This is a genomic window from Rhodothermales bacterium (assembly GCA_041391505.1).
GTDB lineage: Bacteria > Bacteroidota > Rhodothermia > Rhodothermales > JAHQVL01 > JAWKNW01.
This window is the reverse complement of sequence record JAWKNW010000006.1, coordinates 229,417-252,951: the sequence shown is the minus strand read 5'-3', so window position 1 is coordinate 252,951 and position 23,535 is coordinate 229,417. Positions and strand designations below refer to the sequence as shown.

Genomic DNA, 23,535 nt, shown 5'->3' with positions numbered 1-23,535 from the left:
CGCCGAGGCCGCCGTGAAACCTCACCCGCGTTCTCCGGGTTCATGCGTCATAGTGAATCGCAGCAGTAAACCAGGTTGCACGGTATGCCAACGTATACGTACAAACGTGAAGACGGGACGATCTTCGAGATCGATCAGCGGATTACGGAAGCTCCTCTTACAACCTGCCCGGAAACCGGCCAGCCCGTAAAACGGATCATCCGGGGCGCCGGCGGACTCGTGTTCAAGGGGAGCGGTTTTTACCTTACGGACTACGCCCGAAGCGGAAACGCCGGCGGGAAGAAGAGCGCCTCCTCCTCCACGACCGGCGCTTCCGATGCGTCGAGTTCTTCGACCGAAAATAAGCCGGCCAGCAGCGCCTCGTCGCCCGCCTCGAGCGACTGACGGCCCCTGACCGGGTACCGGACTACTTGCGTCCCACGGCCTCAGCGGCCGCGATGATGCCGTAGAAGTCGTCGGCTTTCAGACTGGCGCCGCCGATCAGGCCGCCATCCACGTCTTTCTGGCCCAGCAGTTCTTCCGCGTTGGACGGCTTCATGCTGCCGCCGTAGAGGATGTGGATGGCGCGGCCCGTGGCCTCGCCGAACTGGTTGATCAGCAGCCCCCGAATAAAGGCGTGGACATCCTGGGCCTGCTCCGGCGATGCCGTGCGGCCGGTGCCGATGGCCCATACCGGTTCGTACGCCAGCACCAGCCGATCCGCGCTGTCGACGGATACGCCGGCGAGACCGGCGCGGACCTGCCTGCCCACGACTTCCTCCACCTCGCCCGCCTCGCGCTCTTCCAGCGTCTCGCCGATACACACGATTGGGATCAGGCCCGCGCCCATCGCCTTCAACACCTTGCGGTTCACCGTCTCGTCGGTTTCGCCGAAGAACTGACGGCGCTCCGAGTGACCCAGGATGACATAGGTGCAGCCGACCGAGGCGAGCATCGAGGCCGAGATGGCGCCCGTAAACGCGCCGTTATCCTCGAAATGCATGTCCTGCGCGCCCAGCTTCACCGGCGAGGCCTTCTGATCGAGCGTGCGCCCGACCGACTCCAGACTCACATACGGCGGGCATACGGCGACGCGCGTGCGCGTGCCCGCGGCTACCCGATCGCAGATCGATGCCGCCAGCGCGCCGGCGCTGCTGACATCGGTGTTCATTTTCCAGTTGCCGGCGATAAACATAGGCGGATGGATTCGTTTTGGTGGTGTGAAGGAAACGGTCAGCTCGGTCGACGCATCGATACGCTCAGCGCATCCTGGAAAGCCTGCACCGCATTGTCGCGCACATACTTTCCGACGATCTTGCCTTCGGCGTCGATCAGAAACCGGGTTGGAAGGAGATTGATGTTGTACGCCGCGACGACCGGAGCCGCGCCGCCGTCCGTCAGGAAGACGTGCACGCCGGGGATGTCGCGATCTTCGAAAAACGCCGCGTTGAGGTCCTGATCCGGCTGGAGGGAAAAGGACAGGATCTCGAACCGGTCGGCACCCTCCACGTCGGCGCGATAAAAGGCGTTGCGCGCCCCGAGTTCGCGGGCAAAGGCCTGCCCCGGAGCATAAAACTCGATCAGCAGCGGCCGCCCCCTGAAGCTGGCCAGCGACACCGTGTCTCCGGTGATCGTGACCGCGCGGAAATCGGGCGCCGGCATGCCGGGCATCAGTTTCTGGAGATCGTACAGGGCGCGGTCGGCCCAGGCGCCCACCGTGCTGTCTTGAAACTCGGTCTTGACCTGCTCCGCCAGCGCCACGGCGTCGTCCACCTGCAAGTTATCCCGGTAGGCGATGACCAGCTCGGTCATGACGGCCACGCGCGGCCCGGGCTCGGTGACGCGATCGAGAAACGACTTCATGAGGGTGACGGCGGCTTCGGACCCGTTCATCTGCATCTCGGCGCGCCGCGCCGACTCCACGACGGCCTGGAAATTCGGATTTTCCTGATCGATCGTCCGCGCCCGCGCCACGAGCAGCGAGTCGTCGACATCCTGGAGCAGCAGAATGGATTGCGAGGAGGCCAGCTCGCCGGCGATCGTGCCGGGATTGCCCTCGCCGAGGGTCCACAGCACCTCAGCGCTTTGCAGGATCCGGTTGGTATAACGTACGGGGTCGGTTTCGCCGGCTTGTTGCAACTCCTGGATCGCCATGGCGTGGGTGGCCAGGGTATTTTTGAACCCCATCAACACCGCGTTTTCCCTGGAGCGGATCAGGATGGGCCGGCTGCCGAGCGGAAATGTGATGGAGGCGGTCGCCGAGTCGCCGTCGGCGATGACGATCTCGTCGCGCACGAGGGGTGAGCCGTCGCGGCTGATCTGGAGCGTGAAGATGTCCGCCCTCGGGGCGCCGACATCCAGGGTCACCTGGCCATCCGGGCCGGTGACCGCATAGGCCAGCGTGTCCCAGGTCCCCGGCATGCCGTCGGCGATCAGCACCTCGAATCCGCGGTAGTCTTGCGTGCTGTCCACGGCGGCGCTCAGCATGATCTTGCCGTCGAAATGGCTCCGGACCGCCGAGGCCCCGGTCCGAGCGCCGCCGCGATCTCCGCAGCCGGCAAGGACGATGGCGACAATAGTGAGGAGCGCAACCGTTCCTCTACAGCGCATGGGGTTTTCTGGGGACTTCATGTTCGATCGAGACACGTGGTGGGATGCTCCTATACGTTCCGGGCCGCAACCTGTTCTGCGATGACCGCGCGCACGACTTTCGGGTCCGGCGAACCGGGGAAGCGGCGCATGACCTGCCCGACAAAAAAACCGATCAGGCCTTCCTTTCCGCCCATATAGGCCGCCAGCTCCTTCGGATTGGCGTCGAGCACCTCGATCACGATCGGCAGCAGCGCGCCGGCGTCGGACACCTGCAGGAGGTTGCGGGCCGCCGCGATGGCCGGGGCGTCTTCAGGCGACGCCAGCATCGCGTCGAACACCTCCTGGGCCGCCGAGGAATTGATCCGGTCGTCCAACCGCAGCCGGATGAGGCCCGCGAGACGCGCCGGCTCGATCGGAAACGCCGCCATTTCGATGCCCCACTCGTTGAGCGCGCGCAGCACCTGCGTCATCACGAAGTTCGAGGCGGTCTTGGCGCCGGCATCGCCGGCGGGCGCCAGCGCAGCCAGGACGTCCTCGAAATAGTCGGCCACGGCGCGTTCTTCCGTGAGCACCTCCGCATCGTAGAGCGGCAGGCCCAGCTGTTCGACGTACCGCGCCCGCCGGGCCTCCGGAAGTTCGGGGAGCGAGGCGGCGAGTTCGGCCAGCCGCTCGGCATCCACGACGATGGGGACCAGATCGGGATCGGGGAAATAGCGGTAGTCGTGCGCGAACTCCTTGGAGCGCATCGACCGCGTTTCCAGGCTGCCGGCATCCCAGAGCAGCGTCTCCTGACGGATCGATCCACCCGATTCCAGGACGTCGATCTGCCGGCCGATCTCATACTCGATGGCGCGTTCGACATTCCGGAACGAGTTCATGTTTTTGATTTCGGTCTTCGTACCCAGGGCCGTTTCGCCCCGGAGGCGGACCGATACGTTGGCGTCGCAGCGGAGCGAGCCTTCTTCCATGTTGCCGTCGCAAATCCCGAGATAACGAACGATCTGCCGGATCTTCTGGAGATAAAGAAAGGCTTCCCGCGGCGTGCGGATGTCCGGCTCGGACACGATTTCGATGAGGGGCACGCCGCAGCGGTTGTAGTCGAGCAGCGTATCCACGACATCCAGGTCGTGCACGGATTTTCCGGCATCCTCTTCGATATGGATCCGGGTGATGCCGATGCGGCGCGCCGGCGCGTCGGGCTGATCCGGATCCACCAGATCGAGGTGCCCGTTAGCGCAGATCGGCGTATCGTACTGCGAAATCTGGTACCCTTTGGGGAGGTCGGGATAAAAGTAGTGTTTCCGAGCGAGTTCGGAACGCGGCGCGATGGCACAGTGAGTGGCCAGGCCCATGCGAACGCTGTACGGCACCACACGGTCGTTCAGCACCGGCAACGTGCCCGGATGCCCCAGACTCACCGGATCGACATGCTGGTTCGGCTCCGCGCCGAAGGCCGCGGACTCCGGGCTGAACGCCTTGGAGTCGGTCGACAGCTGACAGTGAACTTCCAGACCGATTACGGCCTCGTACTTTTCGTGTCGCATGCGTTATCTTCCGCTATGATGCGTCAAAATAGCAAATCGTTCGGACTCTACGCGTTTCTGTCGATCGCCGTGCTGGCGTCCGGGTGCGAGCCCGCGCCAGTGGCGCCGGCCTACGGCGCGCCGTACGAAATCATCCTGAACGACTCGCCCGGCGGACCCGACGTTCCTCCGCGCCTGCATGGGGACCGTCTGCTGACCACGCTGTCCTACATCGGAGGCTGCGCGGATCATCAGTTCGAGCTGGGCTACGCCGTCCGCCCGGATACCGCCCATATCTGGATCGCGCACAAGGACGGCGACGACACGTGCGACGCCGAACTGACGGACGAACTGCATCTCCCGCTGCCTCTGCCCGTGCGCGGCGCGAACGTCATCGCCCTACACGTCCCGGACGGCACCGCGCCCTACATCCTGCGCTGGGGCCGCTGAGCCGGCGCCTCAGCTGAACTTCTCGATGATCTCCGTCGCGTGATTGTCCACTTTCGGACGTTTGAACACGTGCGCGACGACGCCTTTTTCATCGATCAGAAAGGTCGTTCGTTTCACGCCGACGACGGTCTTGCCGTACATGTTCTTTTCTCCCCAGACCCCGTAGGCGTTGAGGATCTTTTTGTCGGGATCTGCGACGAGCGGAAACGGCAGATCGTATTTGGCCGTGAAGGCGTCGTGCTTGTCGGTCGTATCCGGCGAGACGCCGATGACCGCGATGCCGGCATCCAGAAGCCGATGATACCCGTCGCGCAGATTGCAGGCCTGGCGCGTGCATACCGGCGTATCGTCCTCGGGATAAAAGAAGAGCGCTACCTTGCGCCCGCGATAGCCGGCGAGGCTGAGCGGGTTTCCTTCCTGCGTGATTCCTTCGAATGCCGGCGCCCTGTCGCCCGCATCGGGCATCTTCGCTGCTTTTGCCATAATCCCTGTTTTCCCTGTGCGCCCGCCGAACGTCGCCCGACACCCGTATTCGGATCCGGGCCGGCTCGTGCAGGAAGGCGCGCTTTCGGTTCGATGATGGATTGCGATAGCCGAACGAGCCCCGCCCGTTCGCTGGCGGAAGATAAGATCCCGGGCCGGCATGCATTATCAAATGTTGGAGGAGTTTCACATTGCACAAACGAGATAATCTTCATAAAATCAGGCCATGGCGCATTTCGATTTGACCCACGCACGGAATCGCCTCCCAACCGGACGACGCTCCCATACCGCGCCGTCCTTCGTGCGTGTTTCGATCATCCATCCGTCCTCCCATGCGTTTCCAGATAGCCCAGAACGCGTCGAATCGTTCCTTTCAGTTCGATCTTCAATCCGACCGCGGCGATACGCTGCTCACCGGCGCCGGCTTCGCCTCCGTCGAGGCCTGCACCGAAGCAATCCGGCAGGTCATCGCGGCGCTGCCGGATGCCGACCGCTTCACCGTGTCGGGGGGGCGGCTGACCCTGCAGGACGCCGCCGGCCGCACCCTGGCGCAGAGCGCGTCGCTTTCCGCCGACGCGGCCCGGCAGCGCCTCGATAGCCTCGTCGATGCCGCCCGGAACCACTCCGAGTACGAAGTGCTCATCTCCCGCACGACGGAGGTGACGCGCCGGGGGCCGGCGTTTTTACAGTTTGGCGCAAGCGACATCGCCTCCCTGTACCGCTTCGAACGCAGGTCCCGTTCGGGCCAATCGGGTCCGGAATCCTTCCAGAACGAAGACGATAACCAGCACTATTTCCACATCAATGATGCAGCCGGACTAGCCCTGCTGTACAGCCGCGGTTTTAACGCGGCATCGCAGCGCGACAAGCGGCTCATTGCGGTCCTCGAAAGCGCCTCGATGGAGCAGCGCTACGAAATGCGCGAGGAGGACGGCGCGTACTTTTTCATCCTGAAAGCGCGCAACGGCAACGAGATTGCGCGCAGCCGCTCATTCGGCAGCGAGGCTGATCGCTCCCGCGCGGTAGAGACGGTGATGGCGATGGCGCCGGCCGCGCTCGCCGCCATCGAAAAGCCGGCGCCGCGCACCCGTACTTCGCCGGCGGATTCGTACGTGCTCACACGCGCCTCCAGCTCGGGGCAACCCGGCTTCGAGTCGTTCCGAAACGACGACACGAAGGCGCACTACTTCCATTTCAACGACGACGCCGGCAACGCACTGCTGTTCAGCCAGGGCTATCGCAACGGGAAAAGCCGCGACAACGGCATCGCGTCGATCATCAAGAACAGCGCGAACCGCGAGTCCTACCAGGTCAAGGAGCAGGACGGGCAGTACTATTTCGTCATCCTCGCCGGGAATCGCCAGCAGATCGCGCGCAGCCGGTATTTCGCCAGCGAGGCCGACGCCGAGCGGTACATCCGCATCTTCATGAGCGCGATGCCGGGATACGCATCGGCCTACGGGGTCGACCTCTCGGCTGCTCCCGCCTCGCGGACGGTGACGGAAACCGAGCGGCTCACGCTGGCCGCCCCCCCGACGCCGACGCCCGAAGACACGCTGCCCGAAGACACGCTGCCGGCCATGCCCCGCGTGGCCCCGACGCCCCCGCCGCGTGCCGCGGACGCGCCGCCCAGCCGCCCGTCGGCCGCACGACCCGAGCCGGCACCCGCGGCGGACGACCGTGGCAGCGTCCGGCTCTGGCTCCCCTGGATCATCCCGCTGATCGCGTTGCTGCTGCTCCTCTTCCTGCTCCGGGGCTGCCCCTGGTGGGCCGGCGACGTCGAGAGCGGCATGGCCGCGAATGAGCCCGAAACGACCTCGACGCTGCCGCCGGCAGCCAGCGCACAGCCGGAAACGCCGGCCGCGGCCACTCCGACGCCCGCGCCGGCTCCCACGCCCTCGCTGCTCGGCCCGAACGCCGCCGGCCTGCAGCTCGATGCGGAAAGCCTCGGCGGACGCGTGGCCGAATTCCTCAGCCAGCCCGGCCGGACCCTCCCCCGCACGTTCGTGATGGACGACATCCGGTTTGGCTACAATGCCGTCGACCTGAATGACGCCGGACGCATCCAGGCGTCCGGACTGGCCAAGGCGCTCGTCGCCTACCCGGGCGTGCGCCTCTTCATCGAAGGGCACGCCGACCGCGCGGAGACCGATCGGCAGACCCTGTCGACGAACCGGGCGAAGGCGCTCTATCAGTTTCTGATCGACAACGGCGTCGACGGCGGCCGGCTGCGCTACCAGGGCTTCGGTTCGAACGACCCGATCTCGAAAGGCGAAGACGCCACCAGCCGGCAGCAGAATCGCCGGATCGCCATACAGGTCCAGTAGCCGTCGGACACTAAACGGAATAAAAAAGGGGCATTCGGTTGTGAATGCCCCTTTTTCTTTTTGGTCCTGAATGCCGCCCAGGTCACGGCGCCACCGGTCTAAGCGGCCGGCCGGGCCTAGTTATCCCGCGCCCCCTGTTCGATCCAGGCGCGAATGGTCGTGTACTGGGAGCTCGCTGCGGAGAACACCGTACCGCCGCCATGTCCGGCTCCGCCCGTCGCCTTGACGAGCATCAGGCTGTTGGTGGGCGATCCCGTGTCGATCACCGAACTGACAGCGCTGAAGGCATTTGCCCCGCCGGCGTAGGTCCACCCGCCGGCGCCGCTGCTGTGGCAGCTGGCGCAGGGACGGAGGAGCGGCACGACATCGGAGGAGAAACTGACAGAACCCGTAATGGGACCGCCGCCGCCCTCATCGAGCGTTTCCGGACCGCGGCTGAACGGGTTCTCGGTACCGCATCCCGCCACCAGCAGGAGCGCTACGATGATACCCAGCGACTTATACATGACGATTTCCTGTTGTCGGGGTTACTTGAGGAATTCGGCAAATACGACGACGGCTTTCTCGGTACCCTGCGACACGGAGTTCGACGTCCACGTCGCGCCGCTGATGCCGTCCACGTCGTTGCCGACGACGAATGCATCGCCCGGCTTTTTATCCATGAACTGTTTGAGGAAGCTCCAGCCGAGCGCGGACTTCCCGTGATCCTCGCCAAAAACCGTAAAGCCCATATCGTAGATTTTGCCTTCCGGGTTGATGGCGACCAGGATCTGAAGCGGTCCTTCTTTCCCTTCCTCGTTGACGACGATGACCGTGCCGGTCACGGTCGATTTATCGGCCCCGATGCCCTGATAGACGGTATAGACGCCTTCCGCTTCAACCCCATAGGTCTGTGCGAACTGTTTCGCCTTCTCGGCATCGACCGTGATCGATACCTTTTTCAGCGATGCGGCCCCGTGATTCTGGAGCATCTCCTTGAGGCCGTCTTTCATGCTGACGATCTCGTTCATTTTGGCGACCTGGCCGAGTGCGGGGCCGGCTACGAAAAGGGCCGCCAGGAATACGATGACGAAAACGGGAGTATGACGCATGGTTATGCTGTTAGCTTTTGTGATCGTGTGTAAACCAGAGCTGGGAGATGCCGATGACAAATACCAGCAGGAAGGAAAGCGCCATCACCATGCCCGAGACGACGAGAAGCCACGCAAACCCGGGTCCTACGAACCGGGTCAAGAGCATGCTCCAGATGTCGAGAACGGATGCGACGAAGGGCGCTATGATTAATGAATACTTAAGCCCCGTTCTAAGTTCTGCCAGCGCCACGACAAGTCCGCAGACAAAAAAGATCGTCGTATAGCCGAAAAGGTGGAAATGCCCTTCGGACACCAGTCCTTCGAACGTGGGAATCGACACGATCGGTTCGTCCGACATGCTTTCGTCGGCCTCGAGATCGTCGAAACTGAACTCTTCTTCCTCACTGACGCCGGCATCCCCGGTAACGGGTGCGTCTTCCTGCAGTCCCTCCAGCATGCGGCGCGAGGCCTCGTTCCCGTAGTACCGGGTGGCGGCCTGATCCGGACTGAACCCGATCTTCAACGCGATATTGGAGAGGGCGAACAGATACCCCGTGCCCAGCGTCATGAGCGCTGCGGTGAACAGCAGCTTGAAGGACATCGGCAGACGGGATAATCGTAGCGTGGAAAGTGATTCCATGGGTTTGGGCAGGCTAGGGGTGGGTATCGGCGCGTAGGTACGCCGGCATCAGAACTCGAAGATGATCGCAAAACGAAAGAGATCGTTGTCTACCTCGTTGACCTCCTCCTGATTGAACTGGTACTGGGCCAGGAACAGGATGTGTTGCTGGAGACGCGACGTGAGCGCCACTTCCCAGTTGTGGCTGTCGTTGTTCGTGACCGCGTCGTCGAAGTCGATAATCGTCCCATACCGGACGCGCGGGGTGACGACGGGAAGGCCGCGGTAGGTGAGTTCGGCGTAGTCGCCATAGCGGAAGTACCAGCTGTCGCCGTTGTTGTCGGGATCGACCAGCACTTTGTCCTGCACCTCGGCCCGCGCGAAGGCGGCGCGAAGGCGGAGGTCGCGCAGAATCGGCAGGTCCAGCAAGCCGTAATCCAGCAGCAGGTCGCCGCCCCAGAGCAGGAGTTGCCCTTCCGCGTCGTCGACGCCGAATTCGTTGTACATGACGGATCCCCACGCCTGGATTCGGCTGCCGAGGGTCAGATGCGCGCGCGCGCCATAGGCGAAGACGTTGTCCGACCCACCGCTCGTGAAGTTGATGACCTGTCCGAGCTGGTTGTCGAAGCCGCGGATGGCGTAGAGGTCGCCGCCCAGGCTCATGTTATCTCCCGAGAAGATCCGGCCCTCGAGATTCCCGCCGTACTCCGACCATACGTTGGGCAGCAGCAGACCGGTGAACGGGTCGCCCTGGCGGGCGCCGTAGAAATGGTGAAACGGCGTCGCGCCGAACGGCACCCAGATCTTGCCGGCGCGCAGATTCAGCCGGCTCGTGAGGTCGTACTTGATCTCGTAATAGGAGAGATCGAGCACTTCCGCGTCGAGCGTGATCTTGTCGGTAGGGGTGACTTTCAGAAAGAGAAACTTGTGGTAGTTGCGAATCTGCTTCTGCTGCAGATCCTCATCCTTCATGGGATTCTGGATCTCGAAATTGATGTCGAACCGGCCGCTGATGTTGACCATATCCAGCCATCCCCCGAGGGACGTGGCGGCCGGCGGCGGTTCATCTATAATATCATCAAAGCCGAATTCCACGGCCGAAGTATCCTCAACGACCTGTGCGTACGCTCCGCCGGTGCCCATCAGCAAGAGGAAAAGCACCAGGGAGGCTCTGAGTGGGTAGCGCATGGCTTTCTATGTATATTGTGGCCGTAATGGCGCCGGCGATCGTCCGTCAAGCACCCATTTCGCGTCTGAAAACTACGTCTGACGCGGTGTTTGCAGGATACCAATTTAGCCTGACCCTGATGTAGGGGATTCCCCTAGAGTACGCGTAAGGATATCACTACTTGTCCAATCGGCGCGCCAATCTATCTTCGATCAGGTTAGCGGTAGTCCGCGACGCCTATCACCAGTATGATACGGGGCATCTTCGATACCCCCAACCCCAAGACGAAGGCTCACAATGCGAACTCGATTTTCATCGTTACTCATAGGACTCGCAGGTCTGCTTGGTGCATTCGCGATGTTGACCGTTGGAGGCTGCGATCTCCGGGAAGTCGTAGAAGTAGAGCGTCCGTTCTTCAAAGATCCTCCGGCCGAAGCCCTCGGTTTTCTGGGGTACGACGATAAGGATGAAAAACTGACGGTCTGCGGCAACTGCCACGTCGGCCAGCAAGCCGAGTGGCGCTTCACCGGCCACGCCGGCGCCTGGGCCAGCCTGCAGGAAGGCGGCCATGCGCAGGCTTTTTGTGAAAACTGCCACACCGTGAGCGCCAACGGCAACCCGATTGCCGAGGCCTCCGGCTGGAGCACCACCAGCGACGACCGGTATCACGACGTCCAGTGCGAAAGCTGCCACGGCCCCGGCCAGGTGCACGTCGCCAACCCGGACATCGACAGCGCCCACCCGATCGCCTCCCTGGCGGTGGGCGACATCACGGCCGACATCGCCAATGCGACCGGCTGTGCGCAGTGCCACCAGGGCGCGCACCATCCGTTCGCGGATGAATGGGCGCAGTCGAAACACGCGCAAGTCGTCGAGTCCGCCGCCGGCCGCGAAGCGTGCCAGGGCTGCCACCGCGGTCAGGGCGTACTCGCCGCCTGGGGCGTGACGGACAATTACGTGGAACGGGATGCGACGGAACACCTCGCCATCACCTGCGGCGTCTGCCACGACCCGCACAACGGGCAGTATGAAGGCCAGCTCCGCCGGCCTATCGCCACGGTATCCGTCGAAGAACACCTGTGCGCAAGCTGCCACGATCGCCGCACGGTGCCGGATCCGACCTCCTCGCACGGGCTCGAACCACACGCTCCGGAGACGGCGCTGCTCGCCGGCGACGCCGGCTGGTTCCCGCCCAACGCCAACATCGACCAGGGCGAGATCATCGCGACGCACGGCAGCGAAGCCAACGCCAAGCTGTGCGCCACGTGTCACGTGAACAGCTTCGAGGTCACGGACCCCGATACGGGCGACTTCGTGTTCAGCGCCACGGGCCACCTCTTTACGGCCATGCCGTGCCTGGACGCCCAGGGCAAACCGTCACCGAACAGCGGTTGCGGCATCACGACCGCCGAACGCTCGTTCGACGCGTGTACCGCTTCGGGCTGCCACGCCTCGGAAGATGCCGCGGCGACGGCGATGCTGCAGACAAGTACCCGCGTGCAGGAACTGGCGGATGATCTCTATGCACTGCTCTCGATCGTCGACCCGAACCTCGAGGAAGCCGGCGGCGCGATCGATCCCGCGGACCCCACCTTCACGGTGGCCGAAGGGGCCCTGTTCAACTACCACCTGGCCGAGTTCGGTGAAGATGTGTACGGATCGACGGCCCACAACCCGTTCCTGATCCAGTCGCTCCTCCTCGCCAGCACGGACGCCGTCCTGAACGAATACGGGGCCGCGAAAACCTGGTCGCGCACGTCGGAAGACATCCAGCGCGAGTTGCAGGAGGTGCTGGACCGGATGCCGCCGAAAGGCAGCGTGCGCCCGCTCGTCCGCACGTCCATGCCGGACTGAGCCCGGCCTGGCGGAAGACGGCAGGTTTAAGGACTGAGCTTCAATGAACGACGAGGGGTCAGCGCGGTATCGTGCTGACCCCTCGTCGTTTCAGATAAATGGCCGCTATCTACGTGCTGCGGATCGCGTCCTACCGCTCTCCCTGCCGGAAGCCGGCGGCGTTCGCGATGCTGTCCGCCGGGAGCCAGTTCTGGACCGTGCGGTAGCCGGCGCCGATAAAACCAAATCCGTTGTTCACGTTCGACATCGTACCGGGCTGGACGAGGACTTCGGGGTCGAACACCCCGTCGGGCGGATTCCATTCGGCGTTGGCGACGAGGAAGCGGAGCTGTATCCCGCGCAGCTGGACCCCTTTCGCCAGATCCATGGAGCGCTGGGACCGGATGTAATCGAGGATGGTCCGGTAGTCCCGCACCAGATTGACCTGGATCAACCAGCCGTCGGCCGTGCGGCTCGCCTGCTCGTCGTACGGGAGGATCAGCGACTCCAGCTTCTCCCCGACGGTCGTCTGGGTGTAGTCGAATCCGTATTCGAGTTCGATTTTGAGCAGGTTGGGCAGGTCGCCCCGGACGAGCACCGGAACGATCACGCCCGATATCCCGCTCGGCTCCCCGATCTCGACGACGTTTGTCGGCGGGACGTTGACCGTGACCTGCGTTTCGGCATCGCCGGCGGGGGTTGCGACCCGCACGTCATACGTGCGCCCATATGCGGCCGCGCCGGCGACCCAGTACAGGTGCACGACGGTCCCGTCCGCCTGCGGAACGATGGAATCCTGCCAGGCCGATTCGATGCCCGTCTCGGTGTCGGTCCACACAAAACGCGCATCCAGGGCTTCGCCGGAGAGCTGCTGGAGCCGATCCTGAATCGGGAAAACCAGCACGCGCTGCGTGTCGAGTTGGGGCGACACGACGCCGAAGAGTGTGAACGGCTGCTCCGTGCCGAGGATGGGCGATACGTCGGAGTCGCAGCCGGCGGTCCATGCCGCCAGGCCGATCGCCGCCAGCGCGATTCCGGATACTCGGCGTCTGTTCGAGCGCATCATTGGAAGGCCACCTTGAGTCCGATGGATGGGATAAACGGCAGTTGATCGACGCGCTGGAGCGTGAATACATCCAGATAGAAGATATTCGCGCGGTTGTACAGGTTCAGCGCGCTGGCCTGCGCCGTCAGCCGGGTCTTGCCCAGCGTAAGCGTTCGTTCGAGGCTGACGTCGAGCCGGTGATAACTCGGCAGTTCCGCGTTGTACGGCCTCTCGTAGATCACGCGGCGGGATGTCGGAATCTGACCGACGTTGCGGATGTCGTCGATCAGCGCAAACCCGTCGAAGCCGATGGCGCGGCTGTACGGCAGGCCGGCCCCGTACGTCCAGTGCACGCTGAGGTCGAAGCCGGCCAGATCGGCCCCCGCCAGCAGGTTCAGCTGATGCCGCCGATCGTGCGGCGGCCTGAACGAGAGCGTTTCCGTGCCATACCAGACTTTCAGGCTCGCCTGTTCGGCCTCGTACCGCGTCGCCGAATAGCCGTAGTTGACCTGGACGTAAACCGGGCCCTTCTGCGCATCCAGCCGGAGATCGAAGCCGGCGGAGCGGCCCGAGGCAGGCTGCATGCGCGTCGTGAACCGGGGATAGGCCGTCCACTCCGCCACGAGGAGGTTGCCCATGCGTTTGTAGAACCCCTCCGCGGAGAGGCGAACGCCGCGCCGGGTGTCGACGCTGTACCCGACGATGGCATGGAGGGCATTCTGGATGCGGCCGGCGTCGACGCTGGCGGCGCGCGCGTCTTCCGACGGGATGCTGGTCCACGCCGTGAACACGTTGGCAGCATCGCGCCGGTCGGTCAGCCCCACGATCTCCTGGTGATGGATGCCGGTGGCCGCCGAAAGCTGATGGCCCCCCCGCTCCCACACAAACCGCAGCCGCGGCTCCAGGTAGGGCTGGAATCGAACCTTGTAGAACTGGGCGCGCAGGCTGGGCTGCAGGCGGGCGTACGCGCCGAGTTTGATGTCCAGATCCAGGTAGTTACCCCAGTTGCCGAGCCGCGCATTGCTGAACTCGACGTTCTGATAGAGGCCGCCCAGCTCGCTGTCGAGCGAGATCGTGCGCAAATCCATGCCCGCGTCGGCGTTCAGCTGCGCCCCGACAAAGCTGGCCGAAAGGATGATGTGCGTGTCCTCGATCGACGACTTCCGCACGGGCGCATCCGCCGGCCCGATGCCGTTTTCGAGCCGCGAATGGGAGATGCGCAGCTCAGCGGCTACCGGGACGTTGCGCGGCAGGAAGACGTAGCGCCCGCCGAGCACCTCGTTATTCCAGGTGACCTCGTCGGGGGCCAGCTCGCCACCCGCCTGTTCGAGCGTGCCGGCATCGGTCGTCTTGAGGTAGGTCGCCGAAAAATTGCTGGTGGGCGTGACCTTCGCATGGAATTTTACGAAGAGGTCGTCGAAAGCGAACGGAAGCTCATCGTTCACATACTGGCCGGCAATCTCGTCGAGGAGCGACCGCCGATAGGACGCGAGCAGCGACACCTTCCCGGGCAGCAACGGCCCTTCGAGTTGCAGCGCCCCCATAAACGGCGAGACCGCGGCGGAGCCGGCGATCGACTGGTTGTTGCCGTCCCGCGAGCGGATGTCGATTACGGAGGAGAGACGGCCCCCGTAGCGTGCGCCGAAGCCGCCGGCGTAGATGTCCGCCCGGTTGACGATATCGGACGGAAACGCCGAGTAGAACCCCAGGATGTGGAAGGGCTGGTAGACGAGCATCCCATCCAGCATCACCATATTCTGCGAGGGCTCGCCGCCGCGGATGTACAGCTGCCCCCCCTGGTCTCCGGTCGTCACGACGCCAGGAATCGTCGTCAGCAGCGAGGCCAGGTCGCCGGACACGTCGGGCGTCGGCACGCGATCGATGTCGGCCGCGCGGATCGTCTGCAAGCCGGCGACCGGAACGGCCACCGATGCCAGGCCGGCGGATTCCACCACGACCTCCTCCAGCTCGGTTTCTACCGGCTGGAGCGCAATGTTGAACGTGAGCACCTGCCCCTCGGCCAGGGACAGCGAGTCGCTGAAGAGCTGATAGCCGATAAACGACGCGCGGATGCGGTACGCACCGGGCTCCAGCCGGCTGAATTGATAGAGTCCGTCGGCCCGCGTGCTCGCGCCATCGCCGGCCCCGCCGGCCCCTTCAATCACGACGTTGACGAGATCCAGCGCCTGTCCGGTGGCTCCGTCCGTCACAAAACCGCGCAGCGCGGCCTGCTGGGCGGATGACGGGACGACCAGCGCCAGCGCGCCAAGTACCCATACTACAGCACAGAAATGCCTCATATCCCTCGCTAAGACCAGATAGCCAAACAATAGCGCGGGCAAGGTACTGAACCCGTAGCTGGATGACCTGCCGCCCCGCGCCGGAGCGGGATTTTTAACATTCTTAGCATCGCGGAAACAGACCGGATCGATTCAGAATCGCAGCAGAAGATCCAGGGCCTCCGGCAGTCTGGCTTTCGCGCTGTACAGCTCTTTTTCGAGCTGGGTTGAGAACGGAATCGGCGTGTCGAGCGATCCGACGCGCATCGGCGGGGCGTCGAGGAAGGTGAAGGCTTCCTGGGCGATGGTGGCGCAGAGTTCGCCCCCGAACCCGCCGGTCAGGCCGGCCTCGTGGAGCACCAGCACGCGATTCGTTTTGCGCACGGAGGCCAGCACCGTCTCCCGGTCCCACGGCACGAGCGTCCGCAGATCGATCACCTCGATGGCATGGCCGTTCCGCTCGGCCGCGGACGCCGCTTCCAGGGCCCAGTGCACACCCACGCCGTACGTCACGATGGTGGCGTCGCGGCCTTCACGCGCGATGCGCGCCTTCCCCAGCGGCTCCCAGTGCGGCTCCGCCGGCATCTCCGCCTTGAGCGAGCGATAGAGCAATTTATGCTCGAGGTACAGCACCGGATTGGGGTCGTCGATGGCCGACCGCAACAAACCCCGGGCATCCGCCGGCGTCGCCGGAATCACGACCTTCAGCCCCGGAACGTGGGTGAACCAGGCTTCGAGCGACTGCGAATGAAACGGGCCGGCGCCGATGCCGCCGCCAAACGGCGCGCGGATCGTGACGGGGACCGGGGCGCCCCACCGGTAGTGCGTCGTCGCCAGGTTGTTGACGATCTGGTTGAAGCCGCAGCTGATGAAGTCGGCGTACTGCATCTCCACCACCGGGCGGTAGCCGGCCAGCGAGAGCCCCAGCGCGGCTCCGATCGCGCCGCTCTCGATGATCGGGGTGTTGCGCACGCGCGCCTTGCCGAACCGCTCGACGAACCCCTCCGTCACCTTGAACACGCCGCCGTATTCGGCGATGTCCTGCCCCATCAGCACCAGGCGATCGTCGGCCTCCATGGCTTCCCACAGGCCTCGCCGCACGGCGTCGACAAAACGCAGCGTCTCCTGCGCTCCCCCGGCGGCTGCGGGTACGGGAGGCGCCGGCGCGTACACATCGCCCACTTCGCGCTCCACGGCGCTCACCTGCTCGGGCTGCGCCAGCGCGAACTCGGCGGCGGCTTCAACACGCGTTTCCAGTTCCTTGCGGATCGCCGCCATCTCGTCCTTCGTCAGCTGCCTGGCCCTGAGCAGCCGGCGCTCGAAGCGCGCGACGGGATCCTTCTTGGCCCAGTGCGTCATGAGTTCGGGCGGCACGTATTTGGTGCCGGATGCCTCCTCATGGCCGCGCATGCGGAAGGTGACCATCTCGAGGAGCGTCGGCCCCTCGCCGGCGCGTCCGCGCTCCGCCGCCTGCCCCACCTGGCTCATCACGGCCGGCAGGTCGTTGCCGTCCACCACGATGCCCGGCAGGCCGTAGCCGGCCGCCGCGGAGGCGAAGTCCTTGCCGGCCATGACGTCGGCGGTGGGCGTGGACAGGCCGTACTGGTTGTTCTCGACGACGAAGATGACCGGCAGCTTCCACACCGACGCCAGGTTCACGGCCTCGTGAAAGTCGCCCTCGCGCGACGCGCCTTCCCCGATGAAGGCCAGCGCCACGTATTCCTCGGCCGCGAGCTGGCTCGCCAGGCCGAGACCGCAGGCCACCGGAAGCATCGCGGCGAGATGAGAGATCATCCCCACCAGTCTTTTTTCCGGTACGCCGAAATGAAACGTGCGGTCGCGCCCCTGCGTGTAGCCGCCGGCCTTGCCCATGAGCTGGCAGAACAGCGATTCCAGCGGGAGCCCGCGCGTCGTCCAGACCCCGAGGTTGCGATGCATCGGCAGGATGTAATCCCGCTCCTCCAGCGCGAGCGTACAACCGACGGCGATCGCTTCCTGGCCGTATCCGCTGAACCACTTGGACAGCCGGCCCTGACGAATCAGCCGAAGCATCTTTTCCTCGATCACCCGAGGAAGCAACAACGCCCGATACTGCGCGCGGGCATCTTCGACGCTCCGGGCCTTTTCGATCTCATCCGCTTGCATAGTTAACGCGACCTCACGCTTCGCGCCGTTTGTGTCTGCTCATTCATGAACCTTCTCCCCTCTGGATTCGGATGCGCAGGACCTGAATCGAACCCGCGCCTGCTCGCCCACACCTATCAAACGCCACAGCCTTGACGCGTTCCGCCTCGCTTGAGCCACGTTTCGCACGTCAGCATAAACCTAGCGGGATGCAAACGGTGCGATGTACCAACAAGGCGCGCTTCCTCACCGTCCTTTACCCAGGAACGCCGTTTTGATCGTCATGAAGAGGATCTTGAAGTCCATCCGGAGGCTCATGTTGGCGATGTAGAAAAGATCGTACTTGACCTTCTGTTTCACATCGGACAGGCTCGCGTCGTACCGCCAGATGACCTGCGCCCAGCCGGTGATGCCTGGCTTGACGCGGGAGCGCCGGTTGTAGAGCGGGATCTCGTGCGAGAGCCGATCCACAAAATACGGACGCTCGGGGCGGGGGCCCACCAGGCTCATCTCGCCCTTGAGCACATTAAAAAACTGCGGGACCTCATCGAGCCGCGTCTTGCGGAGCCAGCGGCCGAGCGGCGTGTACCGGGGATCGTCTTCGCTCGCCCAGACGGGTCCGGTGGCGGCTTCGGCGTCCCGGCGCATCGTCCGGAACTTGTACATCGTGAACACGCGCCCGTGGAGCCCGACGCGCTGCTGCCGGTAAATCGCCGGCCCCTTGGAGGTAAGGCGAATCAGGGCGATAAGCAGAACCCAGAACGGAAGCCCCAGCACGAGGACCAGGAGCGACACCACGACATCGATGATGCGCTTGGTGCTCTCCTCCCAGGGCTGCATCGGCTCCGGGAGCACTTCGATGAGCGGCAGCCCGTACAAATGCTCCGTCCGCGCCATGCCGCCGAGGACGGAATAAAAATCCGGGACGAGCTTGAGGGATACCGGCTTGCCGTCGCAGAGGCGGAGCACCTCGACGAGGGATTGCTGATCGTCGGCCCCGATGGCGATGAGGACGTCCTGCACGTCGAGTTCGTCGATGAGGTCGGGCAGCATTTCGATGTCCTGGAAGCTTTCGACCACCGGTTCGTCGTCCTCCTCCTGACCGTGGCCCGCGAGCGCGCGGTGAAGCCGGTTTTCGCGCTGGCCGATCCGGAGCGCCCCGACGACGTTGAGGCCGGCGGCCGGGTACCGCGCGATATCCTCATGCAACTGCTCGACCCGATCGCTCCAGCCCACGATCAGCGCCTTGTGCGTGCCGTAGCCGCTGAGGATGAGCACCTTCTGGACGGTGCGGACCAGCGTCCGCCCGAGCGCCACCAGCAGAAAGACGTCGAGCCAGTAATAGAAGATGAGCGCGCGCGTCGATCCGGGCTGGAGGATATCGATAAAGATGGCGAAAACGAGCACCAGGATCCCGACCGACACGACCTTCATCAACGAGACGAGTTCGTCGAACCGGCTGGAGGCGTACCGCTCCCGGTACATCCCGAAAAAGAAGAAAACGAGCAGCCAGTACGCCGCCAGGGCGACGACGACGGGGATGGGTTCGGGGTAGACCTGCGGGACATCAAACCACCCCCACTGAAAACGCGCGAGGTAGTAGAACGCCGACGCGAGACACACCGCGGTGGCGTCGGCGAGCAGGAGTGCGATGAATTCAGCCTTGCGCGTCACGAGACATCAGGGCTCGGCTTCGTACGACCAGAAAGGTGATCCCAGCAGCCGGCTATTCGAGCCGGAACTGGAACGTGATGACCCCGACCTGATTTTCCTGGGGGACATTCGCCGGCAGCGGGTTAAAACGCCAGCGCGTCAGCGCCTCCATGGCCGATTGCTCCAGACGCGGGTTGCCCTTGAGCAGCGGCACCCGGCGGATGATCTCGCCATTGGGGCTCACGGTGATCCGGATGCGGATCGTGACATTGACCTTTTCGACATACTGGGGCAGGGCCGTGACGAGCGGCGTGCGGTTCAGGCCTTCGATCTGGTACGGTGCGGCCTTGTCTTCCTCGGTGCCCTCGCCGTCGTCGCCGGAATCGGCGCCGGCGTTGCCGTCCACCGATCCGCTACCGAGCGGTCGCAGGGGCTTCGGCTGTGGCTTCTCCTCCTCCTCAATCTTCTTGTCGTCCTTCGGATCTTCCGGTTTGATGGCCTCGACCTCGGTCTCCGGCGCCGAAACTGTCTGTTCGTCGACGATGGGCTGCGCTTGATCGGGGAGGTCTACCGGCTTGGATACCTCGGGGTCGCTGGGCGCGGGGCGTTCCTCGATTTGCTGTTCGGGTTCGGGCGTCGGCTGCTTCTGCGCCGGCACGGGCTGCGGCGTTTTCTGCACGGGCCGCCCTTCCGAAAACGAACCGAACTCCACCTGGATAAAACCCAGCTGCTCCGGAACGATGGGATCGGTCCGGACAAAATAAAACAGGATCAGCAGGATGAGGTGCAGGCCCAGGCTCGCGAGCAGGCCGAACCAGTCATTCTGTTTCATGCGGATTCAGGAAGTTCGGTGTCAACCGGTGCGCCGAGGCACCGGGTGTAGTGTAGCGCTTTCGGTTCATAATGGCAAAAACCGTGCACGCTGTCGTTCGAGCGGCTCGAAGGCGGGCGGCCGGGGCATCCCGCGCCGTCGTCGACCGATGTGCGGATAAAACGCCACGGGGCGGCATTTAGTGCCTTACAGCCCCTTCGGCCAGGATTTCGGCGATCGCCGGCCCGAACGGGGGCCGCAAGATGCCCACTTCGGTGACGATGGCGGCAATCAGCGACGCCGGCGTCACATCGAACGCCGGATTGAACACCCCGATCCCGTCGGGCGCCGTCTGCCGGCCAAAGCCGCGGGTTATTTCTTCCTTGGACCGCTCCTCGATCGGAATCATTCCCCCGTCCCCCGTCACGGGATCGATCGTCGAACGCGGCGCGGAGACATAAAACGGGAGATCGTGCGCCCGAGCCAGCACGGCGAGCGCGTAGGTGCCGATCTTGTTCGCCGTATCGCCGTTCGCCGCGATGCGGTCCGCCCCGACGATCACGGCGTCGACCATCCCCCGCCGCATGGCGTGGGCGGCCATCGAGTCGGTGATGAGCGTCACCGGCACGCCGGCTCGCTGCAGCTCCCACGCCGTGATGCGGCTCCCTTGCAATAACGGCCTCGTTTCATTGACGACGGCCGTCAGCCGCACGCCGGCCGAGCGCGACATCAGCAGCGGCGCCAGCGCCGTCCCGTAACCGGACGTCGCGACGCCGCCGGCGTGGCAGTGCGTCATCACCCGCATGCCGTCGCGAAACAGCGTGAGCCCGAATTCGCCGAGTCGCCGGCCCGCGTCGAGGTCCTCCGCATGGATGGCCAGGGCCTCGGCCAGCAGCGCCCCGCGGAGCGCATCCGCCTCGTCGCCGGCGTGCCGCGCCACCACGGCGGCCATCCGGTCGAGCGCCCAGAACAGGTTCACCGCCGTCGGCCGCGTCGTGCGCAGCAGCGCGATGGCCGCGGCCGGCTCCCCGGCGCCCAGCACCACTCCGTAGGCGGCCGCGATGCCGATCGCCGGCGCGCCGCGGACGCGCAGCATCCGGATCGCCTCGGCCATCTCCTCCGGGGTACGGAGGTCGAGCCAGACTTCCTCGGCCGGCAGCCGGGTCTGGTCGAGCAGCGCGACGCGGTCCCCTCCCCAGCGGAGCGGCGGGACGGTGCCGGCAGGTTCGAAATCGTAGGCGGACCGGGTCATCGGGTTATACCGGGTGGTGTGTGCATCATTTTCGTGCGGTCGGCACAGCCCGGATACGCCGGGCGGCGTCCTGCTCGATGTAGCGTTAAGCGAGGTCCCCGGCGCCCTCCGACCGCCACTCGGACGACACGATGTACCGCGGCCGGCCCTTTACGGCCTCGTACACCCGCAGCAGGTACATCCCCACGACGCCCAGAAAAAGCAGCTGGACGCCGCCGAAGAAGAAACCCACGAAGATGAGCACCGCGCTCAGCGTGACCCCCTTGCCGCCGAACAGCGCCGCCCCGAGCGCGACGAGCAAACCCGCCACGGCGAGGAGCGCCACCCCGATGCCGAGCCGGATCGAGATCCGCAGCGGCTTGTCGGAGAAGGACGTCAGCCCGCTCATCGCGAGCTTGATGAGTTTGCGCAGGGTGTATTTCGATTGCCCCGCCGCGCGCGGGGCGCGCACGTACGGGATGCCGATCTGGTTGAAGCCGATCCAGGATACGATCCCGCGCACGAACGGCTGCTGCTCGCCGATGCGGTTGTAGACGTCGATCACCTTGCGCGAGACGAGCCGAAAATCGCCCGTGTCCAGCGGCATGTCGAGGTCGGCCATCCAGCGAAAAAAGCGGTAGAAGGCGGCCGCGGCCAAGCGTTTCAGGCCCGGCTCCCCTTCCCGGCGCTCGCGGACGGCAAAAACGACGTCATACCCCTCCCGCCAGCGGTCCATCATCTCGGCGACGACAGGAAGAGGATCCTGCAGATCCGCGTCGAGAATCACCGCCGCGTCGGTCTGGACAACCCCGAGGCCGGCCGTGATCGCCAGCTGATGCCCGAAATTGCGGCTGAACCCCACGATCCAGTACCCGTCGCGGCCCGCCGTCCCCTGCTGGAGCAGTTCGACCGTGCGGTCTTCGCTCCCGTCATCCACAAAGACGACCTGCGTCACATCCGGATGCGCCGTCCGAAACGCCGCGATCTCCGACAGCAGCATGGGCACGACGGCTTCTTCGTTGTAGACGGGAATGACGAGGGCGAGCGACTGGCGGGCGGACGGGTCGGAGGAGGCAGCGGTCATGCCATAATCGAGAAATTGCCAGACACACGTCGGTAGAACCGCGGCCGTACGGGTACCGCGAGAACCTGAAACCTGCAACCTGGAACGTAGAACCTATTTTTCCGGCCGAGCCATCCGGGGCTGCTGGAGGACGAGTCGGGCGGCGATGCGGTGGGAAAAGCCGAGGTCGGCGGTGAGGCCGGCGAAATCGCCGAAGCCGTAATCGATGTTAAACTGGTTGAGACGGAGCCCGGCGCCGACGTTGGGCGTGAGGTTGATGCCTCCGACGGTGTCCGACACGAGCATGCGGCTGATGCCGGCCCGCAGCGCCACCACGTTCTTGAACAGGTACTCGGCGCCGACGCGGGGATGAAAGGACATGTCGCCGGCATTGAGCACATACGCCTGCTGCCCGTCGAAGGCCACGTCCATATCGAACGCCAGCGTGAGGCTGCTGGAGCGAAGCGGGGCCACATAGCCGGCGCCGAGGCGGAGCACGGGCAGCACCAGCACCGTCCCGCCGTTGGGAATCTCCTGCCCGAAGTCCTCCAGCGCCGCGAGTTCGGCCTTGTTGACGCTCCAGCTCTGGAGCATCGTCGAAATATCCTGCAGATTCACGCCCAGGAACACCCGATCCCGGATGTACTGCGCGCCGAGATCGAAGCTGTATCCCCATGCGTCGGCGAAGTCGCCGATTTTCCGGCGGATCAGCTTGCCCGTCGCACCGACCGTGAGGCCTTCACGCAGCCGGCGCGCGTAGCTGAGCATGATCGCGTTGTCAACAGCCGAAAACCGTTCGATGTAGTTTTCCGGGTTCGGCTTGGGCTGGTTGCGCTCGGCGTCCCAGGCGTTGAGCGTGTTGGGGATGTCGTCCACGCCGCTTCGAATGATCGTGATGCCGACGGTGGATTGCGCGCTGACGGGAAGCGCGGCGCCGGCGTAGTCGAACGACACGATGCCGGCGAAGCGTTCGGCGTGCATGTACGCCACTTCCGGATAGGCGAGTCCGTCGAGGCCGGCGGGATTCCAGTACACGGCGCTGACGTCCCGCACGATGCCCACATGGACGGCGCCCATCCCGAGGGCGCGTCCTCCGACGCCGCCGGAGAGAAAGTCTGCCCCGTATTTGGCGGTTTTCTGGGCATACACCGGGCCCTGTGCGGCGAGCGCAAGGACCGCGAGGAGGATGGGGATCGCGCGCAATGTCGAGATGCTACGAGGCATAGGGATGATCACCTGCCGGCTACCGTTGATGAGATCGAAAAATTGTAACCGTGCGCGG

The 23,535-nt window shown here is 64.6% G+C and carries 20 protein-coding genes; 4 read left to right on the top strand and 16 right to left on the bottom strand.

All coding sequences use genetic code 11. The features are described from left to right. Positions 1-84: 84 nt before the first annotated feature. Positions 85-384, top strand: coding sequence for an FmdB family zinc ribbon protein (locus R2834_08820; protein ID MEZ4700419.1), 300 nt, complete (start codon positions 85-87; stop codon positions 382-384). A 22-nt stretch (positions 385-406) separates the two neighbouring features. On the opposite strand, the gene tpiA is transcribed toward R2834_08820, so the two are convergent. Genes tpiA through gatB form a run of 3 tightly spaced genes read right to left on the bottom strand, consistent with a single transcriptional unit; the run spans position 407 to position 4,115 of the window. Beyond that, the gene (tpiA, locus tag R2834_08815; protein ID MEZ4700418.1) at positions 407-1,174 is read right to left on the bottom strand and encodes a triose-phosphate isomerase; all 768 of its coding nucleotides are present in this window, start codon (positions 1,172-1,174) and stop codon (positions 407-409) included. Between the two features lie 38 nt (positions 1,175-1,212). Continuing rightward, a complete protein-coding gene (locus tag R2834_08810) occupies positions 1,213-2,589 on the bottom strand; it encodes a TlpA disulfide reductase family protein (protein ID MEZ4700417.1) in 1,377 nt (458 codons plus the stop codon). A 50-nt stretch (positions 2,590-2,639) separates the two neighbouring features. Next, positions 2,640-4,115, bottom strand: coding sequence for an Asp-tRNA(Asn)/Glu-tRNA(Gln) amidotransferase subunit GatB (gene gatB / locus R2834_08805; GenBank protein MEZ4700416.1), 1,476 nt, complete (start codon positions 4,113-4,115; stop codon positions 2,640-2,642). 15 nt (positions 4,116-4,130) lie between these two features. Here gatB and R2834_08800 point away from each other — a divergent pair, with 15 nt between their 5' ends. Continuing rightward, positions 4,131-4,544 carry a hypothetical protein gene (locus R2834_08800; protein ID MEZ4700415.1) on the top strand — a complete coding sequence of 138 codons (414 nt, stop codon included), beginning with the start codon at positions 4,131-4,133 and terminating at the stop codon, positions 4,542-4,544. A gap of 9 nt (positions 4,545-4,553) precedes the next feature. Here R2834_08800 and bcp read toward each other — a convergent pair whose 3' ends face one another. After that, a complete protein-coding gene (bcp, locus tag R2834_08795) occupies positions 4,554-5,027 on the bottom strand; it encodes a thioredoxin-dependent thiol peroxidase (GenBank protein ID MEZ4700414.1) in 474 nt (157 codons plus the stop codon). Between the two features lie 332 nt (positions 5,028-5,359). Between bcp and R2834_08790 the strand changes: the two genes are divergently transcribed. Continuing rightward, entirely contained in the window at positions 5,360-7,354 is a 1,995-nt protein-coding gene (locus R2834_08790) for a DUF1508 domain-containing protein (GenBank protein MEZ4700413.1), read from the top strand. 116 nt (positions 7,355-7,470) lie between these two features. Here R2834_08790 and R2834_08785 read toward each other — a convergent pair whose 3' ends face one another. Genes R2834_08785 through R2834_08770 form a run of 4 tightly spaced genes read right to left on the bottom strand, consistent with a single transcriptional unit; the run spans position 7,471 to position 10,234 of the window. Beyond that, positions 7,471-7,860: a hypothetical protein gene (locus R2834_08785; protein ID MEZ4700412.1), complete on the bottom strand. Its 390-nt coding sequence runs from the start codon at positions 7,858-7,860 to the stop codon at positions 7,471-7,473. 21 nt (positions 7,861-7,881) lie between these two features. Next, positions 7,882-8,445 (bottom strand): FMN-binding protein, encoded by a 564-nt coding sequence (locus tag R2834_08780; GenBank protein ID MEZ4700411.1) that lies wholly within the window; start codon positions 8,443-8,445, stop codon positions 7,882-7,884. Positions 8,446-8,455: 10 nt separating this feature from the next. Further along, positions 8,456-9,067 (bottom strand): hypothetical protein, encoded by a 612-nt coding sequence (locus R2834_08775; protein ID MEZ4700410.1) that lies wholly within the window; start codon positions 9,065-9,067, stop codon positions 8,456-8,458. Positions 9,068-9,115: 48 nt separating this feature from the next. Beyond that, complete coding sequence (locus R2834_08770; GenBank protein ID MEZ4700409.1) at positions 9,116-10,234, bottom strand: hypothetical protein; 1,119 nt, start codon at positions 10,232-10,234, stop codon at positions 9,116-9,118. A gap of 337 nt (positions 10,235-10,571) precedes the next feature. Here R2834_08770 and R2834_08765 point away from each other — a divergent pair, with 337 nt between their 5' ends. Continuing rightward, entirely contained in the window at positions 10,572-12,068 is a 1,497-nt protein-coding gene (locus R2834_08765; protein MEZ4700408.1) for a cytochrome c3 family protein, read from the top strand. Positions 12,069-12,198: 130 nt separating this feature from the next. On the opposite strand, the gene R2834_08760 is transcribed toward R2834_08765, so the two are convergent. From R2834_08760 to R2834_08725, 8 genes are all read right to left on the bottom strand, one after another. Further along, positions 12,199-13,110: a hypothetical protein gene (locus R2834_08760; GenBank protein MEZ4700407.1), complete on the bottom strand. Its 912-nt coding sequence runs from the start codon at positions 13,108-13,110 to the stop codon at positions 12,199-12,201. After that, positions 13,110-15,392, bottom strand: a complete 2,283-nt coding sequence (locus R2834_08755) for a TonB-dependent receptor (GenBank protein ID MEZ4700406.1) — start codon at positions 15,390-15,392, stop codon at positions 13,110-13,112. The genes R2834_08760 and R2834_08755 overlap by 1 nt, the downstream gene beginning before the upstream one ends. Positions 15,393-15,524: 132 nt before the next feature. Then, on the bottom strand, positions 15,525-17,516 hold the full coding sequence (locus R2834_08750; GenBank protein MEZ4700405.1) for a dehydrogenase E1 component subunit alpha/beta: 1,992 nt from the start codon (positions 17,514-17,516) through the stop codon (positions 15,525-15,527). Positions 17,517-17,741: 225 nt separating this feature from the next. After that, a complete protein-coding gene (locus R2834_08745; protein ID MEZ4700404.1) occupies positions 17,742-19,169 on the bottom strand; it encodes a sugar transferase in 1,428 nt (475 codons plus the stop codon). A 52-nt stretch (positions 19,170-19,221) separates the two neighbouring features. Next, positions 19,222-19,980 (bottom strand): TonB family protein, encoded by a 759-nt coding sequence (locus tag R2834_08740; GenBank protein MEZ4700403.1) that lies wholly within the window; start codon positions 19,978-19,980, stop codon positions 19,222-19,224. 178 nt (positions 19,981-20,158) lie between these two features. Next, the gene (gene mtnA / locus R2834_08735) at positions 20,159-21,211 is read right to left on the bottom strand and encodes an S-methyl-5-thioribose-1-phosphate isomerase (protein MEZ4700402.1); all 1,053 of its coding nucleotides are present in this window, start codon (positions 21,209-21,211) and stop codon (positions 20,159-20,161) included. Between the two features lie 85 nt (positions 21,212-21,296). Beyond that, a complete protein-coding gene (locus R2834_08730) occupies positions 21,297-22,274 on the bottom strand; it encodes a glycosyltransferase family 2 protein (GenBank protein MEZ4700401.1) in 978 nt (325 codons plus the stop codon). A gap of 93 nt (positions 22,275-22,367) precedes the next feature. Continuing rightward, a complete protein-coding gene (locus R2834_08725) occupies positions 22,368-23,477 on the bottom strand; it encodes a PorV/PorQ family protein (protein MEZ4700400.1) in 1,110 nt (369 codons plus the stop codon). Positions 23,478-23,535: the final 58 nt, after the last annotated feature.